We start from the raw sequence: 21,019 nt of genomic DNA on the forward strand, positions 1-21,019 counted from the left end.
TGTGTCATGAAGCCACGACTGCTGCTGAACCGCCGCGCCACCTCCGCCCTCGCTGCCGCGGGACTCGTCCTGACTCTCGCCGCGTGCGGGTCCGACGACGAGCCCGAGGTGGAGCCGGCCGACCCACAGACGGCGGTGGAGGCTGAGACCTCTGACGGCGCCGGGGATGAGACGTCAGGCGACGACGCGGCCAGTGTGCGCAGCGAGGGCGTCGACGAGACGGCTGGGGACGGCGCTGCTGGTGGCGACGACCCGACTGACGCCACCACTGGCGGCACCGGGGAGAGCACCGACGGTGGTGCCACTGGCGATGAGGGGAGTGACGACGGCACCGGGGCTGACGACGGCACCGCTGGGTCGGACGACGACGGGACTGCGGCGGCCGGGGACTCCGGGGTCGAGGCGGACATCGAGGCTGCTAGGGCAGGGCTGGCGCGTTATCTCGAGGCCAACATGCCGGAAACCCCGCAGACGAGCACCAACATTCCCGGTTGCCCCGCCATCGAGCAGACGGTGCTGGAGGCGGCTCTCGCCGGCGTCGGCTACCCGGACACCGTCCTGGGCGGCTGGACCACCGAGATCGAGTGGGACGAGTACGAGGACGTCGGCGACGATGTCATCGGCATCGTTTGCGGCGGGGACAGCGACGGCGATCCCAACAACTCCGACTACGGGGTGGCGAGCGGGATCGCGGCCGTCGACCTGAAGGGCACGGCCGCCACCCCCGACATGCTGTTCCCGGGTGCAGAGGTGCAGCCAGGGCATGCGGAGCTCGGCGGCGAGGTCGTGACGATGTGCGACGACGACCTGTGCTTTGCACTCTGGAACCGGGACGACCTGGTCATCGGCACGGTCCTCAACACTGCGGGCGTCGACGAGGCGAGTGCACGGGCCCTGCTCGACGCCACGCTGCCGACGATCCTGGAGACGCTCGCCACGAACTGACGGAGACTGCTCCGGCGCGTGAGGCCGGACGACGCACTGCAGGTGGGGAGCTCGGAATAGCGGCGCATCCCGCGACGTAATCACTGATATGACGAAATCCACCATCCCCAACGTCGAGCTCAACAACGGCGTCACCATCCCGCAGGTCGGCTTCGGCGTCTTCCAGGTCCCCGAGGGCGAGACCCAGCGCACCGTCGAGCAGGCACTGGAGGCGGGCTACCGGCACATCGACACCGCCGCGGCCTACTACAACGAGGCCGAGGTCGGGGCCGCGATCAAGGCCAGCGGCATCCCGCGCGAGGACATCTTCGTCACCACCAAGCTGCGCAACGGCGACCACGGGGCGGAGTCGGCACTGGCGGCCTTTGAGACCAGTCGCAAGGCGATGGGGCTGGACGTCGTCGACCTCTACCTCGTGCACTGGCCCTACCCGAGCGCCGACAAGTACATCGAGACCTGGAAGTCCTTCGAGAAGCTGTATGCCGAGGGCGCCGTCCGCGCGATCGGTGTCTCGAACTTCCTCCCGCAGTTCCTCGAGCGCCTGCTGGCCGAGACCGACGTGGTCCCGGCCGTCAACCAGATCGAACTCCACCCCACCTTCCAGCAGACCTCTACCCAGGACGCGAGCCGGGCCGCGGGCATCGCGGTCGAGGCCTACTCGCCGCTGGGTCAGGGCAAGGACCTTGACGCCGCGGCGGTGACCGCCGCCGCCGAGCGCCTGGGTGTGACGACCGGCCAGGTCGTGCTGCGCTGGCACGTCCAGCAGGGGACCATCGTGATCCCCAAGTCCGTCACCCCGGCGCGCATCGCCTCCAACCTGGACCTGTTCTCCTTTGAGCTGTCGGATGAGGACATGGGCGCGGTCAGCGCGCTGGACACCGACGAGCGCATCGGGGCGGACCCGGCGACCGCGGCGTTCACGCAGGTGCGTTCCTGACGGGTTGAGGTGGGCCTGGGACCCGCCACACGAGACGGGTGGCTGAGTCGTCCTGTGACTCAGCCACCCGTCTGCGTGAGAGCGCCCTCAGACGAAGGCCGCCGCCAGTTTCCCGGGTGATAGGGGCCAATCTCCTGGGTAGGCTCGCCTAGCCGCAGCCGTCCTCCGCGGGAGCACCGGCAAACCGGTTGGTGGTCCAGGCGAGCAGGTCGTCGATGAGTGCCGACTCGGGCTCCACGACCGACAGATGGTCGCGTCCGGGGTAGATCCGGTACTCGGGTGACTGGCCTGCGGCACAGAGCCGGTCGACATACGCCTGCTGGTCGGTGGGTTGGATCAGCGTGTCGGCCTCGCCCTGGGCGATCAGCAGCGGCACCGGGAACGGCCCGGTCGGGATGTTCTCGGCCAGCGCCTCGCCGAGCGCGCCTTCGGTGGGCGGGATCGCGTAGACGGACTGGTCGCGGGCCAGCGACAGCACCGAGACCAGGGAGGCCAGAATGCTTGGTTCGGCCAGGCACCGACCGGACATCTCGCGCACCAGGGTCCGCGCCGGGGGAATGACCTGCTCCTCGAGCGTGACGCCGGGGTAGTGGGCGGCATAGGCGGCGATGACATAGGAGGAGAAGAGCTCGCCGCCGCTGACCGTGGGCAGACTCTGTGCCAGGGCGGTCACGTCGGCGGCGGGGGCCATCGCCACGATGCCGAGCAGGTCGAGGTCGGGGGCGTAGTCCGGCGCGAGCTGGCCGGTCCACAGCGCCGCGTGCCCGCCCTGGGAGTGCCCCCAGACCACGGTCTCGGAGGCCAGGTCAGCGTCGGTGAGCTGTTGGGCTGCGCGTATGCCGTCCAGCACCGAGTGTCCTTCACCCGCGCCGATGAGATAGGGATGGGGACCAGGGGTGCCGAGTCCGGTGTAGTCGGTGGCGACCAGTGCCCAGCCCTGGGCGACGAGCGGCTCCAGGGCCGGCATCGCGCCGGCCTCGAACGGGTGGGTCAGCAGGGTCGGGGCGCACTGGGTGGCCCAGCCTGTGGTGCCGTGCGCCCAGGCGATCACCGGGGCCGGGCCGTCGACGTCGTCGGGGGTGAGCACGAGGCCACTGGCGGTGGCGGGCAAGCCGTCTGCAGCGGTGGTCGTGTAGAGGATGCGCCACCCGGTGGCGCCCGCAGGCACGTCGCGGGTGAACGGCTCGCTGCGCAGCAGGACCCCGGGCTCGGCCGGCAGGTCATCGGGCGTGGCATAGAAGGCATCGACGGCCGGGGCGTGGGTGCGGGCCTGGTAGCCCAGGACACCGGCGCCGAGTGCCAGGAGGAGCGCCAGGACGCTGCCGGTGAGGCGGAGCCAGGCACGGTGCTGCCCGGCGCGGACCTCAGCGCGTTGGGGTTTTGCCAGGCCGCGACCGATGAGGCGCACCCCGTGCACCACGAGCCGGACGGCAAAGATCACGGCCGCGGCCAGCAGAGTCAGGTCCGGCCAGCGCAGTGCCAGGAGACCGACCAGGATCTCCGCGCCGGCGAGCAGACCGCTGGCGAGCCGGTCGACAGCACCCGCGCCGCTGACCCCTCGTGCCGCCATCCACAGCCGGCGCAGTCCGGAGATGACCAGGGCGGCACCCACAGCCAGGGCCAGCAGGTCGAAGTCGTGGCGCAACCAGAGCAGGACCAGCACTCCGAGGACCACCGCCCCGGTCGCCCGCGCCGTGTCCAAGGCGTCCCACTCACTCCGCCCCCGGATCAGACCGAGTCCACCCAGCAGCACCAGAGCCAATCCGAGATAGAGCCCGAGGGCCTGCAGCGAGGTCAGCGGCCGGGTCGCGAGCACGACGCCCACCCCCACGGCCAGCACCCCGACCAGGACCAGTCCCCACCGGGGCAAGGACGGCAGCCTGGTCACGTGCCCGTGCTGCCCAGGAGTTGCCGAGGCCATGGCGTCCGTTCCGGCGGGGGCCGCACCGCGCGGCCATCTGGTCGGCAGCGTAGTGGAGGACCCGCACGAGAGCCCGTACCGGTCGGCATACCGCGGCAACGTCGCGGGGCCTCGCCGAAAATCAGTCGTGTCTGTCGGTGCTCGGTGACACACTCGATCTGCGAGAAACCACCGGGCCGGTCGCCGCAGACCAGGCCACGGGGCGCCGATGACTTTCGGATACGAGCCCTGTCTATCTGAGAGTCGGGACGACACCGAGGGAGTGTGATGACAGACATTATTCAGGCCAGGGGACTGGTCAAGAGATATGGCGAGGTGACGGCCCTGGACGGGCTGGACCTGACCGTGCCTGAGGGCACGGTGCTTGGCCTGCTGGGTCCCAACGGCGCGGGCAAGACCACAGCCGTGCGCATCCTGACCACCCTGCTGCGGGCCGATGAGGGTCATGCCACAGTTGCCGGGGTCGACGTCGCCAAGGACCCGCAGGGTGTGCGCTCGCGGATCGGACTGTCGGGACAGTACGCAGCTGTCGATGAGTACCTGACCGGCTTTGAGAACCTCGACATGGTGGGTCGGCTCTATGGGCTGGGACGTGCCCGCTCGAGGGAACGAGCCCGCGAGCTGCTCGAGCGGTTCAGTCTGTCCGACGCCGGCGACCGGCCGTCCAAGACCTACTCCGGTGGCATGCGACGTCGGCTTGATCTGGCCGCCGCCCTGGTCGCCGCGCCGCCGGTGCTGGTCCTGGACGAGCCCACCACCGGTCTGGACGTGCGGGCCCGCCAGGAGATGTGGGACGTGATCCGTGAGCTGGTCAGCAGCGGCAGCACCTTGCTGCTGACCACGCAATACCTCGAGGAGGCCGACCTGCTCGCGGACGACATCATCGTGATCGACCACGGGCGGGCGATCGCCCACGGCACCGCTGATGAGCTGAAGAGCCAGGTCGGCGGCGAGCGGGTGGAACTGGTCGTGGCGGACGACGGGGACGCTCGCGCTGCCTTCGCCGCCCTGGCGACCGTCGCGACCAGCGAGGTCCAGCGATCGGCCGGCGGCAAGCGGCTCAGCGCTCGGGTCGACACCGGTCAGCGGGCGCTGGCGCAGGTGCTGCACCGGCTCGAGGAGGCCGGGGTCGAGGTGCTCGACATCGGCCTGCGCAGGCCCACCCTGGACGACGTCTTCCTGGAGTTGACCGGCCACGCGGCCGAGGAGCACCAGAGCGAGCAGGAGCCGGAGCCGGAGCGTGAGCTCGTCGGCTCGGAGGAGGGATCCCGATGACGACCACAACACAGACCCGTCCGGTGATCCAGACGCGGCGGACCACCCCGGCCAGCGTGCTCAGTGACAGCTGGGTGATCGCCAAGCGCAACCTGATCAAGATCAAGCGAGTGCCAGAGATCCTGGTCTTCATCCTGATGTCGCCGATCATGTTTGTGCTGCTCTTCGCCTACGTTTTTGGTGGGGCCATTACCCCGGGCGACCCGGAGCAGTACCGCGAGTTCCTCATCGCCGGCATCTTCGCCCAGACCGTCGTGTTCGGGGCGACCTTCACCGGAGCCGGGCTGGCCGAGGACATGCAGAAGGGGATCATCGACCGGTTCCGGTCGCTGCCGATGTCCCGGGCTGCCGTGCTCATCGGGCGGACCGCCTCGGACGTGATCTATAACGTCCTGACGTTGATCATCATGGCGTTGACCGGTCTGCTGGTCGGTTGGCGGATCCGGGGCTCGCTCTTCGACGCCGTCGCGGGATTCGCCTTGCTGCTGGTCTTTGCCTATGCGTTCAGCTGGGTGATGGCCTATGTCGGCTTGCTGGTGCCCAGCGTCGAGGTCATTAACAACGCCTCGTTCATGGTGATCATGCCGCTGACCTTCATCTCCAACGCCTTCGTGCCGCTGGAGTCCTTCCCGGCCCCGCTGCAGGTCTTTGCGGAGTGGAACCCGGTCTCGACGGTGACCCAGGCGGCCCGGGACTTGTTTGGCAACAATCTGCCGATGGCTGCGCCGTCCGAGGCGTGGTCCTTGCAGAACCCGGTGCTCTACACCCTGATCTGGGCCGTTCTGATCGTGCTGATCTTCGCGCCCCTGTCGATCGCCCGCTACCGGCGGACCTCCGCCTAGGGCCCCTCCTGTCAGACCAGTTGGAGTGTCGTCACGCAGGTCGGGTCGTCGGCCCCGGTGGAGAGGGTGTCCGTCACAGTGCGGCCGTTGGCCTCCAGGGTGACCGTGGCGCTGATGTCCCGGGGGAGCCACAGCCCGAGGAAGCCGTTGTCGAAGGTCGTCATCGTCTCGTCCACGAGCACCGTCCCGGAGTCGTCGATGACCTCCACGTCGATGGCCTGGTTGGCCAGCTCGCCCCGGCAGGTGGTCAGGCTGTGGAAGAAGCACTCGTGGGTCTGGTCGACGAAGGGCGCGATCGAGACATAGAACTCCTCGGTCGGCAGGGCGAGGGAGGTCGTGGCCCCGCTGCCGTCGGAGATGACGAGCCTGTCCACCTGGATCGCTGCCATGAACTCGCTCGACCGCTCCGCCACCGGGGTGGCATCCAGCTCGTCGATGAGCGTGCGGGCGTCCTTGCCCTCGAGTCCGTGGGCGGAGAGCAGCGTGTCCGCCCGGGCGGTGGTGGTGGCCTCTGCCGGAGAGGTGGCGGACTCGGGCTCATCCGAGCAGCCCGTCAGCAGGAGTGCGGCGGTGAGGCCGGTGGCGACGGTTGTCAGGGCAGTCGAACGGATCCGCGAAGGCATGCAGAGATAATAACCAACACGAACTAGCAAGAAACAATCCGTCAGCTGGAGGAGGAAGGACCAGCGTACGATGACGCGGTGGGAGGGGCACCGCAGGGTCAGTCGGCCTGGTCCAGTCCGATGAGCACCAGCTCCGCCCTCTCCCGGGGCCAGGTGAAGGTGAGCACGGTGCCGTCCTGCTCGTGGGACCAGCTCTCGATCGTGACCGCGTGCTCCCGGATGGCTAGTGCCAGGCGAAAGAGCTCGCCGGAGCGGCGGGCCCGGGCCAGCAGCACTGTGCTGTCGGCAAAGACGAGGCGTCCGGTGCGTGGGCCCGGTGCCGCCCGGACGGCACGCAGCGGCACGTGGCGTGAGGACAGGATCCGCAGTCGCAGGCCCAGCAGCGACTCCAGGGTGTGGGCCCCCTCGGCCGCGATGGCGGCCAGCTGTCGCTCGAGCTCGGCCGCGTCCTCCGGAGCGAACTCGGGCGCATCGGCCTCGCGGCGTTGCGGAACGACGGAGTCAGGTGGTGGGTGCCGCTCGCGCAGGGCGCGTGCGAGTCCGAGCCCCAGGGTCAGGACCAGGGCGAGGGCCAGCGCTGCCCACTCCATGTGGCCAAGTCTCGCCCCGGCAGGGGGTGAGTGCCAACGGGTCGCTCAGGTGGACCCGCTGGCCTCAACTCTCTCGGTGGCGTCCCGCCTCACTGGGTGCCGGCGCCGCCGGCTGGACTGCCTCGACCTGCCCGACCTGCCCGACCTGCCTGACCCGCTCCACCCGTCTGGGCCACCAGAAGCGCTCACCGAGGATGAGGACGATCGCCGGGACGAGGACGGTCCGCACGAGCAGCGTGTCCAGGAGCACGCCGATGCAGATCACCGCGCCGACCTGGGCCAGCACCACGAGGGGCAGCACCCCGAGCACGGCGAACACTGCGGCCAGCAGGATGCCGGCGCTGGTGATCACCCCGCCGGTGGCGGACAGGGCACGGAGCACCCCCTCGCGGGTCCCGACCGCGCGGGCCTCCTCCAGGGTCCGCGTGATCAGGAAGATGTTGTAGTCCACGCCGAGGGCGACCAGGAAGAGGAAGGAGTAGAGCGGCACGATCGGGTCAAGACCGCTGAAGCCCAGCACCTCGGTGAACAGCCACCACGACACCCCGAGGGCGGCGGCGAAGCTGGCGATCACGCTGGCCACCAGGATCACGGGGGCCAGCACAGAGCGCAGGATGCCCATCAGTGCCACGAGCACCAGGCCGAGGATGAGCGGCAGGATGACCAGTCGGTCGCGCGCTCCGGCGTCGGCGGTGTCGGCTGCCTCGGCCGCCGTGCCGCCCACATGGGTCTGCGGGACCTCGGCCGTCACGGTCCGGACCTCGTCGAGCGCAGCCTGGGAGTCCGGTGAGTCCGATGCCGCGGTGAGCACCAGGTTGAGCTGGGTGACACCGCCGCCCTGGGCGCCGACACTGACCGACCCCACGGGCTCGAGCGCCTCCAGGTCGGCGACGAGCTGCTCGACCGCAGACTCTTCCTCGGTGGCCGTCACCACGGTGGTGGGGTCGGCGGCGCCCTCCGGAAATGACTCCGCCAGCCGCTCGGCTGCGGTGATCGCCTCGGGCTTGTCGGTGAACTGCTCCGAGGCAGGCAGGCCGAGCTGGATCTGGGTCAGGCCAAAAGCCATCACGGCGAGTAGCGTCAGGGTGCCGCCGACAAAGGCGGAGGGACGGACGGCAACCCGGTCGCCGATGCGGCGCCATGCCGACCGTCGCCTGGCCTGGCCCTCCTCACCGACGTGCGGCACGCGGGGCCAGAAGATCCAGCGACCGAAGAGCACGAGGGTTGCCGGCAGCACGAGCAGCACAGCCGCGGCCGCAACGAGGATGCCGACGGCGCTGGCCAGGCCCAGACCGCGGGTGTTGGGGGTGAGGGAGAGCAGCAGGGTCAGCACGCCCACCACGACGGTCGCTGCGCTGGCCAGCACCGCCTCGGCGGTGCGCGGCAGTGCCGCCGCCATCGCCTCGTGCCGGTCCTCATGGATGCGCAACTCGTCGCGGTAGCGCGAGATCAGCAGCAGGGCGTAGTTGGTGCCGGCACCGAAGACCAGCACCGACAGGATGCCGATCGTGGACTCGTCCCACGGGACACCGAAGCCGGCGAGCACTTGCGTTGCCAGGATGGCGGCCGTCCGGTCGGCGATCCCGACGACGGTCAGGGGGATGAGCCACAGGAACGGGCTGCGGTAGGTGATGAGCAGCAGGATCGCGACCACGGACGCGGTGAACGCCAGCAGTGTCGTGTTGGCCCCGGCGAAGACCTCGGTGAGGTCGGCCCGGACGGCCGCCGGGCCGGTGACCTGGACCTCGACGCCCTCAGGTGCGGCGTCAGCCAGGTCGCTGCGCAGGCCAGCCACCGAGTCGGCGACCTCGGTGGCGGTCTTGGCGGGGACGTTGACGACCGAGATCGCCGCCGTGCCGTCCTCGGCAGGCTGCACAAACGCGGGAGGCCCTTCAGCGCCGGTGTCCAGGTCTGCCACGACCTGCTCGAGGTCGCCGAGCGATCCGCCGATCTCGTCCGCGCTGAAGACGATGATGGCGGTGGCGGTGTCCTCGGTGGGCAGTTGCTCCTGCAGCTCGACCGCGCGGGTCGAGTCGGCCCCGGCGGGCACGGCGTCCGTGGGATGCGGCTCGCGCTCCGCCTCGCCCAGGCCGACCATGATGCCGGCGCCGAGCAGCAGTCCCAGGAGGACGACCATCCACGATCGGCGACCTGTGACAACCGTGACGACTCCGCGACCGATCGACCCCATAATGACGCAACCCGCAATCTGTTTGGATAATGTTTGTCTAACCTTAGGGGATCGCGGTTCGCGGGTGCAAACGCGGTCGCCGGCGCGGGACTACTTGTCGACGCGGAAGCCCAGTTTGATGCCGACCTGCCAGTCAGCGACCTGTCCGTCGTCGCCGAGGTGACCCCGGATCTGGGTCACCTCGAACCAGTCGAGGTTGCGCACGGTCGAGCTGGCAGACGTCAAGGCGTTAGCGACCGCTGCCTCCACACCGTCGGGGGAGCTGCCGACCAGCTCGGAGATGGCATAGACGTGATTGGCCATGGGGTGCCTCCTGGCGTCGCGCCGGACGCCGGTCGCCCGGCCTGTCTCCAACGTAGTGCCGATGCCGCCCCGGCGACAGTGGTGTCAGGTCGGGCGCAGGACCGCCACCAGGAAGTCGGAGTCGTCGGCGAATGGGCGCAGGTCCCACGTCGACAGGAGCAGGTCGGGATGCAAGCCACCGGCTCGGGCATCGGCTAGGAACTCGGGGAAGGGATAACCGCGACCCGCGCCGTAGCCGATCACGACCCGACCCTGCGGCGCGCAGTGCTCGCGGAGCCGCCGCAGCACCTCCCGACGGGTGCTCGGCGCCAGGAAGGCGATGACATTGCCGGCGCTGACCACCGCGTCAAAGGGCTGTCGTATGCCGTGTGTCGGCAGATCGAGCAGCGCCAGGTCCTGGGTGATCCAGGTGGGTCCGGGATGGTCCTCCTCGGCGGCGCGGATCAGGACCGGGTCGACGTCGACGCCGACGACGGTGTGACCCACCGTGTGCAGATAGCCACCGACCCGACCTGGCCCGCAGCCGGCGTCGAGGATGTGCGCGCCGCGGGGCACCATCGCATCCACCAGTCGCGCCTCGCCGACCAGATCGGCACCCTCGGCAGCGAGCCGACGGAACCGGTCGACATACCTCTGGGAGTGCCCAGGGTCCTGGGTGACCTGATCCATCCATGCGCTCTGCTCGACCATGCGGCCAGAATAGGTCGGCCGGTGTCGGTGGTGGGTGCCGCGTGGAGCCCTCACCACCGCTGACACGGGTCGAGGTGGCTGACAGAATGGTGCCCGTGACTACTGCGACGACCGCCTACCGCACTGCCCGCGACCAGCTCCTCGATCTGGCTGGTGATCCCGAGCGGGCTCGTGCGGAGTTCACCTATCCCGACGTCGGACCGGTGTGGAACTGGGCGGTGGACTGGTTCGACGCCTTCGCCCGCGGCAACGACCGGCCCGGGCTCATCGTGGTGGAGGAGGACGGCTCGGACGAGACACTGACGTTCGGGCAGATCGCCACCCGTTCGGACCAGGTCGCGACCTTCCTCGCGCAGCAGGGCGTCACCCGCGGCGACAGTGTCATCGTCATGCTCGACAACCAGGTCGAGCTGTGGGACACGATGCTGGGGATCATGAAGATCGGTGCGGTCATCATGCCGACCACCACCGCCGTGGGACCGGCTGACCTGCGTGACCGCATCGAGCGCGGCGACGCACGTGCCGTGGTAGCCAACGCCGCCGACACCGGCAAGTTCGAGGAGGTGCCGGGGGACTATCTGCAGGTGAGCGTCGGGGAGGCGAGCGGGTGGACCGACCTGCGCACGGCCTACGCGCTCAGCGTCCCGGAGCAGGGGCTGGAGCATCCGGGCACCGCACCAGGGGATCGGCTGCTGCTCTACTTCACCTCCGGCACGACCAACCGGCCCAAGCTGGTGGAGCACACGCAGGCGTCCTATCCGGTCGGTCACCTGTCCACGATGGCCTGGCTCGGGGTGCGCCCCGGGGACGTGCACCTCAACATCTCCTCGCCGGGCTGGGCCAAGCACGCCTGGTCCTGCTTCTTCGCACCGTGGATCGCCGAGGCGACGATCATGGTTTACAACTACGCGAGATTCGACGCGGCGGCGCTGCTCAAGGTGCTGCGCGCCTATCGGGTCACCTCCTTCTGCGCCCCGCCGACGGTGTGGCGCATGCTGATCAACGCCGACCTCTCCGGCGGTCCGGGCGCGCTGCGCGAGGTGATCGGTGCCGGCGAGCCGCTCAACCCGGAGGTCATCGCGCAGGTGCAACGCCAGTGGGGCCGGACCCTGCGGGACGGTTACGGCCAGACCGAGACCACAGCCCAGATCGGAAACATGCCCGGGGACCCGGTCAAGCCCGGGTCGATGGGCAAGCCCCTGCCCGGTATGCCGTGCGTGCTGGTCGACGTGGAGACCGGCCAGGTCGTGCAGGGAGCGGGGGAGGGTGAGCTCTGCCTGGACCTGTCGGCGGCACCGGTCGCTCTGATGACGGGCTATCAGGGAGACCAGGCCCGCAACGCCGAGGCGATGGCCGACGGTTTCTACCACACCGGTGATGTCGCGGCGCGGGACGAGAAGGGGATGATCACCTACGTCGGACGGACCGATGACGTCTTCAAGGCGAGCGACTACAAGATCAGTCCGTTCGAGCTGGAGTCCGTGCTCATCGAGCACCCAGCGGTGGCCGAGGCCGCGGTCGTGCCGGCCCCGGACGAGGTCCGGCTGGCGGTGCCGAAGGCCTATATTGCCCTCGCCCCGGGCCATGAGCCGACACGGGAGACCGCCTTCGCGATCCTCAAGCACGCCCGGGAGCAGCTCGCCCCGTGGCAGCGGGTGCGCCGCATCGAGTTCTATGAGCTGCCCAAGACCATCTCCGGCAAGATCCGCCGCGTCGAGCTGCGCTCCCGCGAGCAGGAACTGGCTGACGAGGCCGCGATGCCGGGGACGACGGGGATCATCGGGCAGGAGTACCGCGACACTGACTTCCCCGAGCTGCGCCAGCCCGGTGGCGCCTAGGGATCAGCCTCGCGACGTGACGGGAGGCAGCGGTGTAGCGGCCGTGACGCACGCTGTCGGTCCCCAACGCCCTTGATCTAGGAGTCCCATGTTCGAATCACCTCCGACAGCTCCGTCACCGGAGCCGTCGCGCGCCACGGTCGTGCCCGAGGCCGGTCAGCGCGAGACCTCCACCCGGGCCGCCTTCCGCAACCCGCGACGACTGCGCACCGAGGTCCTGGCTGGTCTGGTCGTCGCGCTCGCCCTGATCCCCGAGGCCATCTCGTTCTCGATCATCGCCGGCGTTGATCCCAGGGTTGGGCTGTTCTCCAGTTTCATCATGGCGGTCACGATCGCCGTGGTCGGTGGACGCCCCGCGATGATCTCGGCAGCCACGGGAGCTGTCGCGCTGGTCATCGCCCCAGTGGCTCGAGAGCACGGGATGGACTACTTCCTGGCCACCGTCATCCTTGCCGGAGTCCTGCAGATCGTGCTGGCAGCACTCGGGGTGGCCAAGCTGATGCGCTTCATCCCGCGGATGGTCATGGTCGGCTTCGTCAATGCCCTGGCCATCCTGATCTTCCTGGCCCAGTTGCCACACCTGCTGGGTGTTCCGTCACTGGTCTACCCGATGGTCGCTCTCGGGCTGCTGATCATGGTCGGGCTGCCGCGCCTGACCACGGTCGTCCCCGCCCCGCTGGTCGCGATCGTGGTGATCACCGGGGTGGCGTGGGCCGCCGGGTGGCAACTGCCAGACGTCGCCGATCAGGGCGAGCTGCCCACCTCGCTGCCCGAACTCATCGTTCCGGACGTGCCGCTGACCTTAGAGACGCTGCAGATCATCGGCCCCTATGCCCTGGCGATGGCGCTGGTGGGGCTGCTGGAGTCGTTGATGACGGCCAAGCTGGTCGACGGCATCACCGACACCCACTCGGACAAGACCCGCGAGAGCTGGGGGCAGGGCGTGGCCAACATGCTGTCCGGCGTCTTCGGCGGCATGGGCGGCTGCGCGATGATCGGCCAGACGATGATCAACGTCAAGGTCTCCGGCGCACGAACTCGGATCTCGACCTTCCTAGCCGGTGTCTTCCTGCTCGCCCTGGTCCTGGGGGCCGGACCCGCCGTGGGGATGATCCCGATGGCAGCGCTGGTCGCCGTGATGGTCATGGTCTCGGTCGCGACCTTCGACTGGCACAGCATCCACCCGGGGACCCTGCGCCGGATGCCGCACAGCGAAAACATCGTCATGCTGCTCACCGTCATCGTGACCGTGGTGACGCAGAACCTGGCCTACGGCGTCATCGTCGGCGTCAACGCCGCGATCATCCTCTTCGCCCGACGGGTGGCGCACTTCGCCTCCGTCGACCAGGTCATCGAGACCGACCTGGACGGCGACGGACAGCCAGAGAGCCGCACCTATGCGGTGACCGGTGAGCTCTTCTTCGCCACCAGCAATGACCTCGTCTACCAGTTCGACTACGCGGGCGACCCGGACCACGTGGTGATCGATCTGAGTGGCAGCCACATCTGGGACGCCTCCACCGTGGCCGCGCTCGATGCTGTGCAGACCAAGTACCACCGCCTCGGCAAGACGGTCGCGATCGTCGGTCTCAATCGCTCCTCCGACGCACGTCACCGTCTCCTGACCGGCAGGCTGGGCGACGGGCACTAGATACCTGGCGTGGCGACGGGCCTCCTGCAGGCGCCATGACCTGTCCGGCTAGGGTCGGCGCGGGTGTCCGTGACACTCCCCGACCCGTCCCGCGCACACAGGAGTCCTGCCCACCATGACAGATCAGCCGACCGCACCCGCCCGCACCGCCATCGTGACGGGAGGTGCTCGTGGAATCGGGGCCGCGATCGCCACCCGCCTCGCCGCTGATGGGCTGGCCGTGGCAGTCCTCGACCTTGACGAGCAAGGCTGTGCCTCGGTCGTTGCCGAGATCACATCGGCCGGGGGTCGGGCTCTGGCTGTCGGGGTAGATGTCTCCGACGAGGCCGGTGTCGAGACGGCCGTCGAGCGGGTGGCCGCCGAGATGGGTGCCCCGACGGTCCTGGTCAACAACGCCGGGATCATCCGCGACAACATGCTGTTCAAGATGACGACGTCCGACTGGGACGCCGTCATGAACGTCCACCTGCGCGGCGCCTTCCTGATGTCGCGGGCCTGCCAGAAGCACATGGTTGAGGCTACGTGGGGCCGGATCGTCAACATGTCGTCCGTGTCGGCGCAGGGCAACCGGGGACAGGCCAACTACGCGGCGGCCAAGGCCGGGCTGCAGGGGTTCACCAAGACCCTGTCGATCGAGCTGGGCAAGTTCGGGGTGACGGCGAATGTCATCGCACCGGGCTACATCGAGACCGAGATGACGCGAGCGACCGCCGAGCGCATCGGCGTCTCGTTCGAGGAGTTCGCGGCCGGGATGGCCAAGGGCATCCCGGTGGGCCGGATCGGTCAACCCGAGGACATCGCCTCGGCCACGTCCTATCTGGTTAGCGAGGGTGCAGGCTTCGTCTCGGGACAGGTGTTGTATGTCGCCGGCGGGCCGATGGACTGACCGTGCCAAGGGCGAAGTGCCGGACCCACACATTATGGGTCCGGCCCATGCCGATGTCCCGAGACATCACCCAGTGGGCCCCGTGGGACTCGAACCCACAACCTACGGATTAAAAGTCCGCAGCTCTAACCATTGAGCTAGAGGCCCTGGGCGCCCGCGGTGCAGGACGCTCGGCGGGCAAGTCTACGTGCGTTGCTCGCAAGTCCCACACGGCGCTGGGCGCGACATCGGACTCACCCGCAGTCGACCGGATCGAGCGGGTCGACGTCGTCGCGCAGCCAGAGCCCGTGGGTCCCGGTTGACTCGACCAGATCGCAGATCTCGGCCTCGTCGTGCCCAGCCCAGTAGTAGATCAGGAACTGGTTCCCGCGCTGGTCGGTGGGGTGCTGCAGGCTGTCGCACGAGGCGTCGGTGTTCAGATAGTTCGCGCCTGGATGTGCCTCCACCGACTCCCGGACCTGCTGGTTCACCCCCTGAAGGTTGTAGAAGGTGTCGACCACCACGATGGCACCACCGTCGCAGGCGGGAAAAGAGATCGGGTCGGTGAGGTGCAGGTCCCAGGGGCGGTGATCACCGTTCTGTGCCTGATCGGTGAGGCTGTTGACCTCTTCGGAAGCCAGCACAGTGTCGCCCCGACGCACCTCAAACACGTCCCTGGACACCTCGTAGGTGACGTTGTCCTCACCGTGACCCGTCCATCCGGTGCTGTGCTCGGTGGCGGGGGTCCGAATCGTGAGTCCGTCGATGAGGTTGACACCGTAATAGTTCACGCTGTCGCCGTCGCGGCAGATGGTGGCCCGGTAGTTGACCGTCTGGACCCGGACGACGAACTCGCCGTGGGACCGGCACCAGGCCTGATCAAACTCGGTGTCGCCCTCGGCCACGGGGGCCTGGCTGGCCTCCATGCTGGGTGCCCCCGGACCAGGATCGCTCCCGGGCGGGAAGGTCACCTCCGGTCGCGTCCGCGTTCCCTGTGCGTCGTCGCCTCCCGTGCTGCCCGTCCCGCTGTTCCCACCGTCGATGGGCCCGTCGCCGTCCCCACCGGTGGACGGTGACTGTGTGGCCCAGTCGGTGCCTGCATCCCCTTGGTCGGCCGTGGTCGAGCCGTGATCGCCGCCGACGAGCCCGGCCGGCTGGGCCTCGCCGCTGATCGCCCGTGCCGGCGGCACCGGCTCGTCCTGGCCGCTCCACCACAGGCCACCACCCAGCAACAGGGCGAAGACTGCTAGCGCGGCGAGCGCCAGGGGCCCGGTGCTCCCCGCCGTGGCCTCGGCGGGAGCAGGGCGTGGCGGGCTGACCGGGTCACTGGGTGGGCGACCCACGGGGGTGTGGGGTTGGACATCATCGGCGGCTGCGACGTTGTCCTGGTGCGCGGTAGGTGCCAGGATCACGTCCTCGTCGAAGGCCGTGAGCAGATCCTGTGCCGTGGGTCGCCGCGCCGGATCAGGGTCGATCAGCCGCCCGACGAACGGGAGCCCGTCGGTCTCCTGCGGGGACGGATGCGTTGCGGCGTCCAGACTCAGCAACAGCTGGCCCAGCGCGAAGATGTCCCCGGCGGCGCTGGGCGTGCGGCCCTCCGGTGCCCTGGGCCAGTCCCTCGGACGATGCGCCGGGTCAGGAGCTGTCAGCCGGGCGTCCTGCACTCCCGCTGCCGCTGGGTCGGCGAGGGCGAGCAGCACGGTGTGCGGCCCGACGTCACCGTGCCAACGACCGCGGGAGTGCTCGTCAGCAAGTTGGTGCGCCAGCACCTCGGCCACCGTGAGCACATCGGCACGGTGCAGGGGCTGGCCGGAAGCCAGCAGGTCCCTGACGGTCAGTTCGGTCACGAGGCACTCCTCCCGACGCGTGCGTGCCCGAGCACCTACCCTAAGGTGCCCGGGTGGTTACGTGCTCCGCCCACTGACGGCGACCGCCGAGATGGCGGCCACGACGACTGCCGCCGTGCGTGGGTCGGGTGCCTCCCGGATCCACCAGCACCTGGTGGATCCGGGACCGCAACTGTGCCTCGTGGCGCCCGTCCGTGGCTGGCCTCGTCGTGGTGCGGAACACGCCGAGGATCCGGGACTTCCGACGGCGGATCAGGCCGCGGGCGACCAGCCGGTCGAGCACGATCTGCCACAGGTCGGCCCCGATCGTGAGGAGCAACGGCTGGACGCGTTGGGTCTGTGCCGCAACTCTCGGTCATGGTGAGTTCCTTTCGGTGCGGGTGCCCGCGGGCTCCGGGCCAGCTCAGGAAGGCGCCGAGGGCGTCGTTGACCTCGTCCGCGTGGGTCCACAGCAGCCCGTGCGGGCCGTCGTCGATCTCCCCATAGTCCGCGTCCGGGAGGAGGTCACGGAAGCGGCGGGCGGTGGCCTCGATGGGCAGGATCCGGTCGGCGGTGCCGTGCAGGATCAGGGCCGGTATGCCGCTGGCACGGACCGCCTCGATGTCGGAGCGGAAGTCCTCGAGCCAGGAGGGGGCGACCGCGTGGGCAGCCACCGGCGCACTGGAGATCGCGACGCTCCAGCTGCCGTCGACTGCCTCCTGGCTGATCCGGGAGCCGAGGTTCTCATCGAGGTTGTAGAAGTTCGTGCAGAACTGCGTGTACCAGGCGAACCGGTCTGTCCTGGCCGCGGTCGCGATCTCGTCTCAGCAGGTGCGAGTGGTCAGGGCTTGTGTGGCAGCTGAACGTCCACCCACACGAGCCGGTGGTCGCTGGAGGGGAACGGGTAGATCCCGGTCAGGGCCGACAGCGGGTCGCTGGACTCGGGCCAGAACACCGCGGAGCACAGGATCCGCAGGCACGTGCTGGGCAGGACGTAGTCGACGCGGAGGTTGCCCGGCGGCTCGGCGAAGTCGGCGGTGTCGAACCTGGGATCACCCGGGTGCTCTCGGTTGCTGCCGCCCTGCAACTCGCTCGCCTCGACGGCACCCTTGCTCGTGGGCGGGTTGCTGGCGTTCACCGTGGGGTGCTCGAGCAGCTGGTTGATCGCACCTGCCCAGGAGCCACCGTCGCGCGGGTCAGCGTTCTGGTCGCCGGCAATGACGAAGCGCGAGCCCGGCGCGAGGCCACCGCGCTCGCCCGCGTCGTCATAGATGTAGGACGAGGCCGTGCCCGGGCTGAGGTAGTCCGCCCAGAACCGGATCTCGTCGTGGTTGCGGCGGCCGTTGCGGTCCTCCGGCCCGTCAAAGGTGGGTGGCGTCGGGTGGCTGACCAGGAAGTGCACAGTGGTGTTCTTACCGACCTGGACCGGCACGTCCCAGTGCGACTTGCTCGACAGGCGCAGGACGGCCTGCGCCTCGGGTGAGTAGAACTGCGCCGGGATCAGGTTGCCCGGCATGTCCTTCCAGAGGAAGTGCTGGAAGGTGCGGACGGCGTCGGTGTCGATCGGGTATCTGGAGTAGACGACCATGCCGTACTGGCCCGGGAACAGCCCGAACCCGAAGGCGTCGTCACGTCCACCGACCACACCGTTGGTGAGGTCGTGCCCGGAGGGGATGCCGGTGTTGGACGGCGCCACGAAATAGTAGGGGTAGTCCACCGGCGCGGCGCCGTGCTGCCCGACGGCCAGGTAGTTGTCCCGGAACAGCTCGGCCGCTGCCCCGCCCTCGACATAGTCGAACTCGTTGACCAGCAGCAGGTCGGGGTTGGTGCGCTGGATGATCTCGGCGATCACCCTGGCCTGGACGTTGTCCGGCGTCGACAGGTCCGCGAGGAGCTCGCCCTCGGCGTTCCGGTTGAGGGAGGCGTTGAACGTCGAGAAGCGCACGTCCATGCCCGTTCCCCCGATCTGCTGAGAGGTATGCCGTGTCGTGCGCTCGCGATGAACGCCCAGTGAAGATCAAACAGGCTTTCCTGTGACAAAAGAATCGGCACGAAGAATCACACGCGTGTAATTCTGTAGCAACTCTTGTAACAACAGTCACTTCTGCACCATAGTGGTGGGCGCCCCGACCAAGGAGTCCACCGTGCGACCAGCCCTCGCCGCCTCTCTCGCCCTCGCCATGACGGTCACGCTGCTGCCCAGCGCGGCGCTGGCGACCCCCGACGACGAGGCCGACCCGCAGACGGAGCAGGTCAGCGAGGCGATCCCCGACGAGCACCTGGACCTCGAGCACGGCCTGATCACCAGCGACCCCGAGGACGTCGCGCTGACCGAGCCGACCGTCGTCACCGACCTCACCGCGCTGCCGGCAGCAGAGCCGCAGGCCGAGGTCTACCCGATGCCCGCCAGCGGCTACTACGAGGTGACCGGAGGCGGCTGGGGGCACCGGATCGGGATGTCCCAGTACGGCGCTCACGGCGCCGGGATCGCCGGCCTGAGCCACTCGCAGATCCTCGCCTTCTACTATCCGGGGACCGCCCTGGAGACCTGGGCCAGCGGGATGATCCGGATCGGCATCACCATCGACAATGACGGGGTCACCCGGGTCGACCACCGTTCCGGGCTGGTCGTCTCCCACGGGACCGGCGGGACGACCTATGCGCTGCCGAGCCGAGAGCAGTGGCGCGTGCGGGCGACCAGCACCAGCCCGAGCAGCTGCGTCCTAGAGGGTCGCAGCGCCGGTGCCTGGTCGGCATACAAGCCCTCGGGGCTGCCGAGCGGATGTCCGATCACCTTTGCCTCGCCCAGTGAGGGCACGGTCGACCTCTATCTGCCCAACGGGTCGCGGCGCATCTATCGCGGACAGATCACCGCGCACCACCGCGGCACCACCAGCAACCTGGCCACCGTCAACCGGCTGTCGATGCAGCACTATCTGCGCTCGGTGGTCTCCATCGAGATGTCGCCCTTCTTCCACACCCAGGCGCTGCGTGCCCAGTCCGTCGCGGCCCGGACCTATGCCCAGCGCGGAGTCAACGGGACCAGCTACTACGACACCTGCGACACCACGTCCTGCCAGGCCTATCGCGGGCGGGGCGCGCGCACCAGCAGCGGCGGAGTAACCAGCTATGAGTACCCCGAGAACACGGCGGCAGTGAACGCCACCGACGGGCAGGTGCTCACCTATCCCTTCCCCGGCGGCAAGGGCCTGGCCACCACGATGTATGCCGCCTCCACCGGTGGGCACACCATCCCCGGGGGAGCGGGCCACCCCTACCTGACAGCGCAGCCGGACCCCTACGACAACACCCCGCTGAACACCCGGAACCGGTGGACCGCGCGGCTGACCGAGACCTCGCTGGAGGCGCGCTACGGCATCCACGACGTGACCCGGGTGCAGGTGCTGTCCCGAGACGGTCACGGACTGTGGGGAGGTCGCATCCTCTCGGCGAAGGTGGAGGGCTACACCGCCGGCGGGCAGTACACCTATGCCAACGCCTCCGGCACCGGCCTGTATCTCGCGCGGCCCTGGCCGGCGTGGAACACCGGTCTGTCCTCGGACTACTTCACCTTCGGTGACCCCGGCGACGATCCCGCGCCGCCGCCCTCCGGCGAGGTCACCCGGATCTCCGGCGTGGACCGCTATGACACCGCCCGCAAGGTCTCCGAGCAGTGGTCGCCCGGCGTGAGCGTGGTCTATCTGGTCAACGGAGCCCAGTTCCCGGACGCGCTCGCAGCCTCGGCCCGGGCCGGCATCTACGACGCACCGGTCCTGCTCGTGAAGCAGGACCACCTCCCGCAGGCGACCCGTGATGCGCTGACCCGGCTCAAGCCGGGACGCCTGGTCGTGGTGGGCGGCACCGGAGCGGTGAGCACGACGATCGAGAACCAGCTCCGGGCCTACACGACCGGGACGACGCAGCGCGTGGCCGGTGACAACCGCTACGAGACGGCTGCCAACCTGGCCTCCTACTACGGCGCGGGCCAGCCGCGGGTCTTCCTGGCCAGCGGCGAGGACTTCCCCGACGCCCTGGCAGCGGCAGCGCTCGCCGGCAGCCAGCACACGCCGCTGCTGCTGACGCAGGGCGACTGGCTCAGCTCGGCGACCCGCACCCAGCTGGACCGGTTGAACCCCACCGAGATTGTCGTGCTGGGCGGGACCTCGTCGGTCTCCTCGGCCGTGGCCTCCAGGGCGGCGACCTACGCGACCACCGGCTCCTACCGGCGGCTGTCCGGCGTCGACCGCTATGAGACGGCGGCCGAGGTGGCGCAGGAGTTCCCCGGCGGGGTCAGCTCCACCGTCGTTGCCTCGGGTCAGCAGTTCTCCGACGCCCTGGTCGGTGGCGCTCTGGCCGGCCGGCGCGGGGTTCCGGTCGTCCTGACCCGTCCTGACCGCATCCCGTCCGGGACGGTCGAGGCGCTCAACCACCTCGGTCCGGCCACCATCGGCGTGCTCGGTGGCACCGACTCGGTGAGCAACACCACGCTCGCCGCCCTTGCGGCCTACCTGAACTAGGTCCC

16 protein-coding genes, 1 tRNA gene and 2 pseudogenes are annotated in these 21,019 nt (G+C 69.3%); 8 read left to right on the top strand and 11 right to left on the bottom strand.

Annotated features, from left to right (window positions below; genetic code table 11):
- Nucleotides 1-6: 6 nt before the first annotated feature.
- Together FNH13_RS03880 and FNH13_RS03885 are read left to right on the top strand one after the other, a co-directional pair.
- Nucleotides 7-945 carry an ICP22 family protein gene (locus FNH13_RS03880; RefSeq protein WP_143782258.1) on the top strand — a complete coding sequence of 313 codons (939 nt, stop codon included), beginning with the start codon at nucleotides 7-9 and terminating at the stop codon, nucleotides 943-945.
- Between the two features lie 88 nt (nucleotides 946-1,033).
- On the top strand, nucleotides 1,034-1,882 hold the full coding sequence (locus FNH13_RS03885; protein ID WP_202878861.1) for an aldo/keto reductase: 849 nt from the start codon (nucleotides 1,034-1,036) through the stop codon (nucleotides 1,880-1,882).
- A gap of 148 nt (nucleotides 1,883-2,030) precedes the next feature.
- Here FNH13_RS03885 and FNH13_RS03890 read toward each other — a convergent pair whose 3' ends face one another.
- A complete protein-coding gene (locus FNH13_RS03890; protein ID WP_202878862.1) occupies nucleotides 2,031-3,770 on the bottom strand; it encodes a lipase family protein in 1,740 nt (579 codons plus the stop codon).
- Between the two features lie 300 nt (nucleotides 3,771-4,070).
- Here FNH13_RS03890 and FNH13_RS03895 point away from each other — a divergent pair, with 300 nt between their 5' ends.
- Nucleotides 4,071-5,078, top strand: coding sequence for an ATP-binding cassette domain-containing protein (locus FNH13_RS03895; protein ID WP_143782259.1), 1,008 nt, complete (start codon nucleotides 4,071-4,073; stop codon nucleotides 5,076-5,078).
- Nucleotides 5,075-5,920: an ABC transporter permease gene (locus FNH13_RS03900; RefSeq protein ID WP_143782260.1), complete on the top strand. Its 846-nt coding sequence runs from the start codon at nucleotides 5,075-5,077 to the stop codon at nucleotides 5,918-5,920. Before FNH13_RS03895 ends, FNH13_RS03900 begins: the two co-directional genes overlap by 4 nt.
- 11 nt (nucleotides 5,921-5,931) lie before the next feature.
- Here FNH13_RS03900 and FNH13_RS03905 read toward each other — a convergent pair whose 3' ends face one another.
- The 5 genes from FNH13_RS03905 to FNH13_RS03925 all read right to left on the bottom strand — a co-directional run bounded on the left by FNH13_RS03905 (nucleotide 5,932) and on the right by FNH13_RS03925 (nucleotide 10,317).
- On the bottom strand, nucleotides 5,932-6,543 hold the full coding sequence (locus FNH13_RS03905) for a CueP family metal-binding protein (RefSeq protein ID WP_143782261.1): 612 nt from the start codon (nucleotides 6,541-6,543) through the stop codon (nucleotides 5,932-5,934).
- A gap of 98 nt (nucleotides 6,544-6,641) precedes the next feature.
- Entirely contained in the window at nucleotides 6,642-7,133 is a 492-nt protein-coding gene (locus FNH13_RS03910) for a hypothetical protein (protein WP_143782262.1), read from the bottom strand.
- 64 nt (nucleotides 7,134-7,197) lie between these two features.
- Nucleotides 7,198-9,270: an MMPL family transporter gene (locus tag FNH13_RS03915; protein ID WP_228266583.1), complete on the bottom strand. Its 2,073-nt coding sequence runs from the start codon at nucleotides 9,268-9,270 to the stop codon at nucleotides 7,198-7,200.
- 144 nt (nucleotides 9,271-9,414) lie between these two features.
- Nucleotides 9,415-9,627 (bottom strand): dodecin, encoded by a 213-nt coding sequence (locus FNH13_RS03920; RefSeq protein WP_143782264.1) that lies wholly within the window; start codon nucleotides 9,625-9,627, stop codon nucleotides 9,415-9,417.
- Between the two features lie 84 nt (nucleotides 9,628-9,711).
- The gene (locus FNH13_RS03925) at nucleotides 9,712-10,317 is read right to left on the bottom strand and encodes a class I SAM-dependent methyltransferase (RefSeq protein WP_143782265.1); all 606 of its coding nucleotides are present in this window, start codon (nucleotides 10,315-10,317) and stop codon (nucleotides 9,712-9,714) included.
- Between the two features lie 86 nt (nucleotides 10,318-10,403).
- On the opposite strand from FNH13_RS03925, the gene FNH13_RS03930 reads away from it, so the two are divergent.
- The 3 genes from FNH13_RS03930 to fabG all read left to right on the top strand — a co-directional run bounded on the left by FNH13_RS03930 (nucleotide 10,404) and on the right by fabG (nucleotide 14,692).
- Nucleotides 10,404-12,155 carry an AMP-binding protein gene (locus FNH13_RS03930; protein WP_143782266.1) on the top strand — a complete coding sequence of 584 codons (1,752 nt, stop codon included), beginning with the start codon at nucleotides 10,404-10,406 and terminating at the stop codon, nucleotides 12,153-12,155.
- An 88-nt stretch (nucleotides 12,156-12,243) separates the two neighbouring features.
- On the top strand, nucleotides 12,244-13,806 hold the full coding sequence (locus FNH13_RS03935; RefSeq protein WP_143782267.1) for a SulP family inorganic anion transporter: 1,563 nt from the start codon (nucleotides 12,244-12,246) through the stop codon (nucleotides 13,804-13,806).
- Nucleotides 13,807-13,921: 115 nt separating this feature from the next.
- A complete protein-coding gene (gene fabG / locus FNH13_RS03940; protein ID WP_143782268.1) occupies nucleotides 13,922-14,692 on the top strand; it encodes a 3-oxoacyl-ACP reductase FabG in 771 nt (256 codons plus the stop codon).
- Nucleotides 14,693-14,766: 74 nt separating this feature from the next.
- On the opposite strand, the gene FNH13_RS03945 is transcribed toward fabG, so the two are convergent.
- The 5 genes and pseudogenes from FNH13_RS03945 to FNH13_RS03965 form a co-directional block, all read right to left on the bottom strand.
- A tRNA-Lys gene (locus tag FNH13_RS03945) sits at nucleotides 14,767-14,839 on the bottom strand.
- A gap of 86 nt (nucleotides 14,840-14,925) precedes the next feature.
- The gene (locus FNH13_RS03950) at nucleotides 14,926-16,518 is read right to left on the bottom strand and encodes a serine/threonine-protein kinase (protein ID WP_143782269.1); all 1,593 of its coding nucleotides are present in this window, start codon (nucleotides 16,516-16,518) and stop codon (nucleotides 14,926-14,928) included.
- 40 nt (nucleotides 16,519-16,558) lie between these two features.
- Nucleotides 16,559-16,846: pseudogene (locus FNH13_RS03955) on the bottom strand (GPP34 family phosphoprotein); the annotation flags it as partial.
- Between the two features lie 73 nt (nucleotides 16,847-16,919).
- Nucleotides 16,920-17,321, bottom strand: a pseudogene (locus FNH13_RS19445) (alpha/beta fold hydrolase); the annotation flags it as partial.
- 17 nt (nucleotides 17,322-17,338) lie between these two features.
- Nucleotides 17,339-18,448, bottom strand: a complete 1,110-nt coding sequence (locus FNH13_RS03965; RefSeq protein WP_143782271.1) for an endonuclease/exonuclease/phosphatase family protein — start codon at nucleotides 18,446-18,448, stop codon at nucleotides 17,339-17,341.
- 193 nt (nucleotides 18,449-18,641) lie between these two features.
- On the opposite strand from FNH13_RS03965, the gene FNH13_RS03970 reads away from it, so the two are divergent.
- Nucleotides 18,642-21,014, top strand: coding sequence for a cell wall-binding repeat-containing protein (locus FNH13_RS03970; RefSeq protein ID WP_143782272.1), 2,373 nt, complete (start codon nucleotides 18,642-18,644; stop codon nucleotides 21,012-21,014).
- Nucleotides 21,015-21,019 lie beyond the last annotated feature (5 nt).

This window comes from Ornithinimicrobium ciconiae (assembly GCF_007197575.1).
Lineage (GTDB): Bacteria > Actinomycetota > Actinomycetes > Actinomycetales > Dermatophilaceae > Ornithinicoccus > Ornithinicoccus ciconiae.